This is a genomic window from Pseudomonas sp. (genome assembly GCF_026224925.1).
GTDB lineage: Bacteria > Pseudomonadota > Gammaproteobacteria > Pseudomonadales > Pseudomonadaceae > Aquipseudomonas.
In genome coordinates this window covers 1-7,876 of record NZ_JAMFRV010000740.1, presented here as the reverse complement: position 1 = coordinate 7,876, position 7,876 = coordinate 1, and the positions used below count along the sequence as shown (strand labels likewise).

Genomic DNA, 7,876 nt, shown 5'->3' with positions numbered 1-7,876 from the left:
TCAACTCCCCATGCTCGTATGGGCTGCGCTGAACCTTACAGAGTGTCTGGGTGGGGATCTTAGGGAGAAAAATACTAAGCCAAGGCCTTTGCCCAATCTACCGATGCCATGAAATAATCCGCCGCTTTACGCCTCCGATAAAAATAAAAGGACAGCCACGTTGCAATCGATCCTGGACCCAAAGTGGCATCATTTCATCAAGGTCGCCAAGTTGGGAAGCCTGACGCAAGCGGCCGTGGCACTCGACGTACCGCAGTCGATGATCAGCCGTCACATTTCTCAACTGGAACGCGAATGCGGAGTGAGGCTGTTCAACCGCACCGGCCGCGGTGTAAACCTCACCGAGTTTGGTCTGCAAATCCTGCCACGTATCGAGGCCCTCGTGGAGGAGTCGGAAGAAGTCGCCGATGTGATTCGTACCTCCGGTGGTATTCCGATTGGCGAGGTACGGATAGGGCTGCTGCCGTCCACGGTGGAGCCAATTGCCGGGCCATTGTACAAACTGGTGCATGAGCGCTACCCGCGCATAAAGTTGCAAATATGCGAAGGTAGCAGCGCACACCTTGAGGAACTGATCAATGAGGGCCGCGTAGACATGGCACTGCTCCTACGCGAAGGCGATGTATCGACTTCGGAAGAATCGGTACTGGTGCAGCCCAAACTGATGTTGGTCGGTCGTGCGCAAGATCCTGCGGTCACACAATCAACCGTCGAGTTATCCGATCTGCAAGGCCTTCCATTAGTGCTTCCTTCCCGGCCGCACCCGCTGCGCGCGCGGCTTGAAAAACTATCCAAGTCCCACGGCATTCACTTCGAGTGCGCAGTGGAAGCAGACTCGATTCGGCTGCAATGGGAAATCGTTGCAGCCGGTGGCGGGTATGCGATCACCTCGGGTTTATTCGAGCACGTCGACGACCCGCGCTTCTCGGTAGCCCGCATCATCAAGCCAGAATTGTTACGTAGCGTGGTGTTGGCCAGTTCCCTGCGCCGCCCTAACACCTTGGCGACGCGCACGGTTCAAAAGCTGCTGGAGCAGGAAGCCCCTCTGCTGCTGAAGAACCGTTCCTGAGTAGATAGTCCCGGGACGACGGCAGGCATTTATTGCTGCCGATGCAGCACGGCCCGGTTCAACATCCCTTGGTCAGCCACTACCGTCTGCCCGGTCATAATGCGGTTTTGCCGAGATGCCAGAAAGGCATAGAGCGGCCCGTGGTCTTCGGGCGTCGGAAGGTCCTTAAGCAAACTGAGCGAGCGGAACATCGATAGAAACGCATCCTGGGGGATGTCGGATTGCTTCTGCGCTTGCAACCCGAGCGAGCGCGGCCCACTCAGTTGACTGTTAGCGATGCCGGCGGGCGCTACAGCGTTAACCCGAACATGCGGCGCGAACTCAAACGCCAACTGGTTAACCAGACTACGCACCGCGCCCTTGCTTGCGCTATATACCGCACCGCCGCCGTCGGCTGCATAGGCCGCCGTCGAGGTGGTCAGCACTATGGCGCCTTCACTGGCGCGCAATAGGTCACAGAATACCCGCGCCGACAATAAATAGCCTTTCACATTGACCCGCATCACCTCATCGAAAAGGGCATCGAGCCGCTCCTCAGGCATATCCATCAGCGGCACGTTGCCGTCGAAGATGCCCTGCGCACCAATCAGCGCATCGAGCCGACCAAAACGCGAAAGTAGTTGCTCGCGACAGACGCGCAAGTCATCCAGGCACGTTACGTCGCCCTGGACAATTAGCACATCGGGGCCGAACTCATCGCGCAGCTGTGCGACCTTCTCGGCGGATATCTCAAATATCGCCACCTGTGCGCCCTCGGCAAGGCAATGACGCGCAAGGCCCAGGCCCAAACCTGAACCGCCACCGGTTACCAGGACCACATGTTCACTTAACAACGTCATGGACTATTCCCTTGTGTCAGATAGGCTGAGCCAATGCGGCAAATGAGGCGTGCATGATGCGCATGTGCTCGGCCTTGTCACCGCCATTAATCTCGATTTCACCCAGACGCATAGAATTCTCCACCACCAGTCGGCAACGCTCCCATCGACGCTGCTGGAAGTTTTCCAGCGCGGCCGTCAGGCTGGACGCGTTTTCCAACTCTTCGGCCAGCACGATGGCATCCTCTATGCCGATACAGGCACCGGAGGCCAGATGCGGAGTGGTGGCGTGGACCGCATCGCCAATCAGCACGGTGCGTCCACGGTACCAGGGTTGATCCACCAACAGCCCCTCCAGCGGCCGGAAAATGACCAGCGAATGCCCGTCGAGCATTGCTCTGGCGTTACGCACGTCGGGCGCGGTGAAGGGTTCGAGCAACGCTTTGAGTCGCGTCAGAAATTCCTCCGGTGGCACCATATCGTTAACCGGCCGATCTTCATTGACGAACAAGTACATCTCGTCACGCGACACAGGATTCAATCCAACCTTGAGATGATTGCCGACCCACAGCATGGTGCGGGTGACCGATTCAGGACGCGGCAAGACCGCACGCCACACGCCCTGCCCGCTGTAACGCGGCTTCGGCGCCTCAGACAACAAGTGCTCGCGCAAACCTGAATACAGACCGTCCGCACCGATCAGCAAATCGTAGTGACCACGACTACCGTCACTAAAGTCCACCGTAACACCGTCAGCATCCTGCTCTAACGTATTCACAGTGCAGCCCAGGCGCACGTAGGTGCCGCTGGCGCGAGTCGCATCGGCGAGGATCTTTGCCAGCACCGGACGCATCACTGCACCGCTGCCTGGAACGTCGTCCCCAGCAATGCGTGGTGTCGGTACTTGGGTAAGTAGCACACCCTCGGGGGAGAAAATGTCCAGGCCATCGCAGGCATAACCCTCATCCAGAAAACGCTCAAGGATGCCCAGGGTGCGGAAGGCCCGCAGTGTGGGACCGCCGATGCTGATTCCGGCACCATAGTTGCGCCAGTGCGGGTCGATTTCCACCAGATCCACGGCAATACCGCGCTTGCGCAGTTCGATAGCCGCCGACATGCCGGAAAAACCACCGCCGACTACGAGGGCGGATTGAATGAGTGCAGCCATGTGACTCTCCAACGGCGCGGGATGAACCCGTCCCAGGCCGCTTATTGTTATTGTCGATGACGTTGCGCCAACTTTATCGCGCAGCTTCGGGCCAGCCGTGATCATAGTGTCTTGGCTCGTTGCGCACTCCAGCAAAAAAGCGCAACTCAGCTTTCTATTGATAGCCATGCATTGTCCGGATAGCAGCCATCCAGCTCATCGCCTACCTCCGCCGCGGATACGTTCGTAACCTACGGCCAGCGAAGGAGCCCTATTAATGCAAGCCATTCAAGCACTGCCCACATTCCACCATGTTTTCAGCGGGCCGGTGGATGCCCCCTGCCTGACCTTCATTCCCGGTATTGGCAATGATGCAGAGTTTTGGGCTGAACAAGCCGCGGGCCTGTCCAGGCACTTTCGCGTGCTGCGCTTCGATCCATGGGGGCACGGGCACAGTCCGGCACCGCCACAGGACTGTAACTTTGCCGCCATTCGTGACGGCGTCGTGCAGTTGTGGGACCGCCTCGGCATTTCTAGCTCCGCCGTGGTCGGCCTCGGCTTCGGCGGGTCGCTGGCTTTAGCACTCGGGCTGGAATATCCGCAGCAAGTCACGCGTATCGCAGCGTTCTGCTGTCGACCGCGCCAGCCGGATGACCGACGCGAATTCTGGCGCGGTCGCTGCGATGCCGCACAGACGCAAGGCATGCATACGTTGGCCGATATCACCGTCGACCGCTGGCTGAGTGCTGACTTTCGCGCAAGTCACCCACAGGTGGACAGCCTGCTGCGTACGATGATGAAAAACACCACCTTAGATGGTTATCTGGCGTACGTACGTGCCTTCATCGAGATGGACTTCAGCGCACGCTTCCCTGAACTGCGCGTGCCTACCCTGCTGGTAGCCGCCGAGCATGATCACGGTGGCGGACCAGCGGCAGACATGCAGGCGATGTCTGCACAGAATCCAAATGTCGCGCTAAAAGTGCTCGCCGGAGTTGGGCACATCTGCAACCACGAGGCGCCTGCGCAAGTGGAGAAACTCCTGCACCGGTTTTTCCTGGATTAATCACCGGCCGGCGCGAATGCCGCCGGTCAGCTAACAAACGACAGAGACAATAATAATATGACGAGACATGTCGTTATCGTGGGCGCCGGGCATGGCGGGGTCAGCCTCTGCGCTGCGCTGCGTGCGCTGGACTTCGCCGGCACCATTACCCTGCTCAGCGACGAAGCTGACCTGCCCTATCACCGTCCGCCGCTTTCCAAGGCCTTCCTCACCAACGACACACCGGATGCTGAGAGCAAGCTGCTGCTCGAGTCGCGAAGTTTCTACGACGAGAAGCGCATCGACCTGCGTCTGAGTACCCGAGTCAGCGCTCTCGACACTCAGGCGCGAACGCTGCAACTGGCCGACGGCAGCCTGGTGCCCTACGACGAGTTGGTGCTGGCGACCGGCGCCCGCGCCCGGAACCTGACGCTGCCGGGTAGCACGCTAGAGGGCATTCTCTTGCTGCGTACGCTCGAACACGCACGCATTCTGCGTCAGCGCCTGTCGAGCAGCGAATCAATAGTCATTGTCGGCGGCGGCTTCATCGGGCTAGAGATTGCGGCCACCGCTCGCAAGCTTGGTAAACAAGTCACGGTGCTGGAAACCGCATCACGCATCATGGAGCGGTCCGTTTCGCCAGAGGTGTCCGCTTATGTGACCGGCAAACACCGCGAAAAAGGCATCACTCTCCAATTCAACAGTACCGTAAACGCCTTCCTTGGCGACAACGGCAAGGTTGTTGCCGTGCGAACCGAGGCCGGCGAATGGCCGGCAGACTTGGTAATCGTAGGCGCCGGTTCGTTACCCAACAGTGAACTCGCAGAGGCCGCTGGTATTGCCTGCAGCAACGGTATCCTGGTCGATGTGCGGATGCGCACCTCGGCACAACATGTGTTCGCCATCGGTGATTGCGTAACCTTTGAGAACCGCTACGCCGACAACGCCCGCTTGCGCCTGGAGTCGATCCAGAACGCCAACGACCAGGCTCGTCTGGTGGCACGCCTGATCATCGGCGAGGACACCGGTTATGAAGCACTACCCTGGTTCTGGAGCGACCAGGGCGAGGTCAAATTGCAAATGGTCGGCCTGTCGATTGGCCGCACCCACTGCGTGACCCGCGGCGATCCCGAGCAGGGTCGCTTCTCGGTATTCCACTACCGCGACAGCACCCTGATCGCCGTCGACTCGGTCAACCAGCCTCTGGAACACATTCTTAGCCGCAAGCTTCTGGCTGCCGGGATCTCGCCCGACCCGACGCTGATCGCCGACGCCGGCATCGCCTTGAAGAGTCTTCTCGACTGACAACACCTGAACCCTGCGGGGCAGCGGCTAATCGCCCGACCCCGCACCCATGACCACAATAAGAAGAACTGTCATGCCCCCACCCGCACTGATTCGATCGTGACCCTCACCCGCTGAACCATACCTTCATAGCGCTGCCGCCAAGCACCGTTCACTTTGACGACGTGCGTGCGACGGCACCCTTGCAGCTCCCTGAAAGGAGATGAACATGTTCGTTCGTGTACTCGGCAACCTCTCGGTAGGCGCCAAACTCACCCTCGGTTTCGGCTTGGTCCTGGCGTCGACAATCGCTGTCGCCTTTACCGCGTTCAATGCCCTGCACGCGCTGGAACAGCGCGGCGCGGTCATCCGCGATCTCGGCGGCGCCCGTGCGCTAATGTTGCAAGCACGCACCGCAGAGAAAGACTTCGGTTTGACCCTGTCCACCGATGCATTGGGACAGGTCACCGGTTTGGTCAAACAGCTCGGCGGGCTATTGAGCCTGCACCGCGTGGAAATTCCAGATGCTGCTTCGGCCAATGAAGCGAGTGCGACCTACTTCGCCCAATTTCAGCGCTATTCCCAAGCCAAGCTTGAAGAGCGCGACTCCAGGGTAGGCATGCAGGAACTGGCGCATAACCTGAGCGAGCGTTTCAGCGCCGTGTTGCTCGACCAACTCGACGCGCTCAACGCCGTTGCTGAGCAAGCGCAATCGCCTTCGCAGGAACTAATGACACTGCTGGAGCAGACCTCGATGCTACGCGACAAACTGTCCAACCTGCGCGACAGCGAATTGTACTTTGCCCATGAAAACAGCCTGAGCGCCCGCGATGACTGGGAAACCCGAATGACTGAGCTGCTCACCTATCTGGACAGCCTCGCACGCCAGTTGAATGGCAGCGAGCAGGACACTCTGCGCCAGGCCAAAGAGGCGCTGGCCGGATACCGTGATGCCTTCGAACGCTTCGTCGCCAGCCGCGAGCGGGCCACCGTAAGTCAGGCGGCGATGAACGACGCCAGCACGCAAGTCGGTGCACGCCTCGCCGCAGTAAGCGATGCGCAGGAGCTGGCTTGGCACCAGACCAGTGAACAGGTGACGCAGCTACTGGGCGGCATCCTGATCATCTCGCTGACCTTGGGCGTCGGCGCCGCTCTGTTGATCCGCCAATTGATCCTGCGACCATTGACCCAGGTGCTGGCACTGACTCGCCGCATTGCCGCCGGCGACCTGACTGCCGAACCACAATCGCACCCCCGACGTGATGAGCTCGGCCAACTGCAGACCAGCGTCGGCAGTATGCTCGACAGCTTGCGCGGTCTGGTCGGGCGCATTGCCCAGGATATCGGCACGCTCAACCGCACCGCTGACGACGTGGTGCAGGTGGCTGAGCGAACCACCCAAGGTGTCGAGCAGCAGAATGCCGAAACCGCCCTGGCCGCCACGGCAATGCAACAGATGACCATTACTGCCAAAGAGGTCGCACGCAATGCCGGTGATGCCTGTAGCGCCGTGCAGCAAGCCAACCTCGAAGCCCGTCGCGGCGATGAGCTGGTACGTCAGGCCAGCGGCCGCATCGACCACCTGGCAGACGAAATGACCGGTTGCAACGAGGCCATGCAGCGCTTGCTGCAAGAAAGTAGCGCGGTGGGCCGCGTACTCGAGGTAATTAACGCATTGGCTGAGCAGACCAACCTGCTGGCACTCAATGCCGCCATTGAGGCCGCACGTGCTGGCGAACATGGCCGTGGTTTTGCCGTGGTAGCCGACGAAGTGCGCAGCCTGGCCCAACGAACTCGGGCCTCCACCGAAGAAATTGCCACCATCGTCGAGCAACTACGCCATGTCAGTGGCGAGGCCTCGCAACGGTTGCAGGGTAGCCAGGAACTGACCCGAGCCAGCGTCGAGCTTACCGCACAGGCCTCACAAGCGTTGCAGGCGATTAGTGCTGCTGTCTCTACCGTGGAGCAAATGAGCCAACAGATCGCCGCCGCCGCTGAACAACAGAGCACCGTCGCCGGACAGGTCGGCGAGAGCATGGCGCGGGTACGGGAAATCGCCGAGCGCAGTGGCACGGCGAGTGTTCATCTGGAAGGCGCGGTACGCGAGCTGGGCCTGGTGGGCGACACTTTGAATGCCGCCGTGACCGGCTTTCGTACTTGAGCGAGAGTCAAAGCCGACGCTGCACACTGCAAAAAACAGCGCAAAGCAGTGGCAGTACTGCTGAAGTGGAAAACGCTCTTGGTCTGAAGAGGGCGAGAAAGAAACGCCCGGTACCAGGCCGGGCGTAATGATGAACGAGCGCCCCACAACAAGGGAGCGTGCGTCATAAGGATGTCAGCGCTTGAGCAAGTCCAGGGCGACATCAACGATCATGTCTTCCTGGCCACCGACCATCCGGCGTTTGCCCAGTTCGACGAGGATGTCGAGGGTCTTCAGGCCGTACTTGGCAGCAGCGACTTCGGCATGGCGCAGGAAGCTTGAGTAGACCCCGGCATAACCCAGCGCCAAGGTT

The 7,876-nt window shown here is 59.9% G+C and carries 6 protein-coding genes and 1 pseudogene; 4 read left to right on the top strand and 3 right to left on the bottom strand.

The genetic code is table 11. The features are described 5' to 3' along the window. Positions 1–160 precede the first annotated feature (160 nt). Positions 161–1,069, top strand: coding sequence for a LysR family transcriptional regulator (locus tag M0974_RS30725; protein WP_297845740.1), 909 nt, complete (start codon positions 161–163; stop codon positions 1,067–1,069). A gap of 29 nt (positions 1,070–1,098) precedes the next feature. On the opposite strand, the gene M0974_RS30720 is transcribed toward M0974_RS30725, so the two are convergent. Then, positions 1,099–1,908 (bottom strand): SDR family oxidoreductase, encoded by an 810-nt coding sequence (locus tag M0974_RS30720; RefSeq protein WP_297845739.1) that lies wholly within the window; start codon positions 1,906–1,908, stop codon positions 1,099–1,101. 16 nt (positions 1,909–1,924) lie between these two features. Continuing rightward, positions 1,925–3,055 carry an FAD-dependent oxidoreductase gene (locus M0974_RS30715; protein WP_297845737.1) on the bottom strand — a complete coding sequence of 377 codons (1,131 nt, stop codon included), beginning with the start codon at positions 3,053–3,055 and terminating at the stop codon, positions 1,925–1,927. 256 nt (positions 3,056–3,311) lie between these two features. Between M0974_RS30715 and M0974_RS30710 the strand changes: the two genes are divergently transcribed. The 3 genes from M0974_RS30710 to M0974_RS30700 all read left to right on the top strand — a co-directional run bounded on the left by M0974_RS30710 (position 3,312) and on the right by M0974_RS30700 (position 7,524). Next, positions 3,312–4,100 carry an alpha/beta fold hydrolase gene (locus M0974_RS30710; RefSeq protein WP_297845735.1) on the top strand — a complete coding sequence of 263 codons (789 nt, stop codon included), beginning with the start codon at positions 3,312–3,314 and terminating at the stop codon, positions 4,098–4,100. Between the two features lie 57 nt (positions 4,101–4,157). Then, a complete protein-coding gene (locus M0974_RS30705; RefSeq protein ID WP_297845733.1) occupies positions 4,158–5,384 on the top strand; it encodes an FAD-dependent oxidoreductase in 1,227 nt (408 codons plus the stop codon). A gap of 208 nt (positions 5,385–5,592) precedes the next feature. Beyond that, positions 5,593–7,524 carry a methyl-accepting chemotaxis protein gene (locus M0974_RS30700; RefSeq protein WP_297845731.1) on the top strand — a complete coding sequence of 644 codons (1,932 nt, stop codon included), beginning with the start codon at positions 5,593–5,595 and terminating at the stop codon, positions 7,522–7,524. Positions 7,525–7,698: 174 nt separating this feature from the next. Here M0974_RS30700 and M0974_RS30695 read toward each other — a convergent pair. Beyond that, positions 7,699–7,876 (bottom strand): annotated as a pseudogene (locus M0974_RS30695) (4-hydroxy-2-oxovalerate aldolase); the annotation flags it as partial.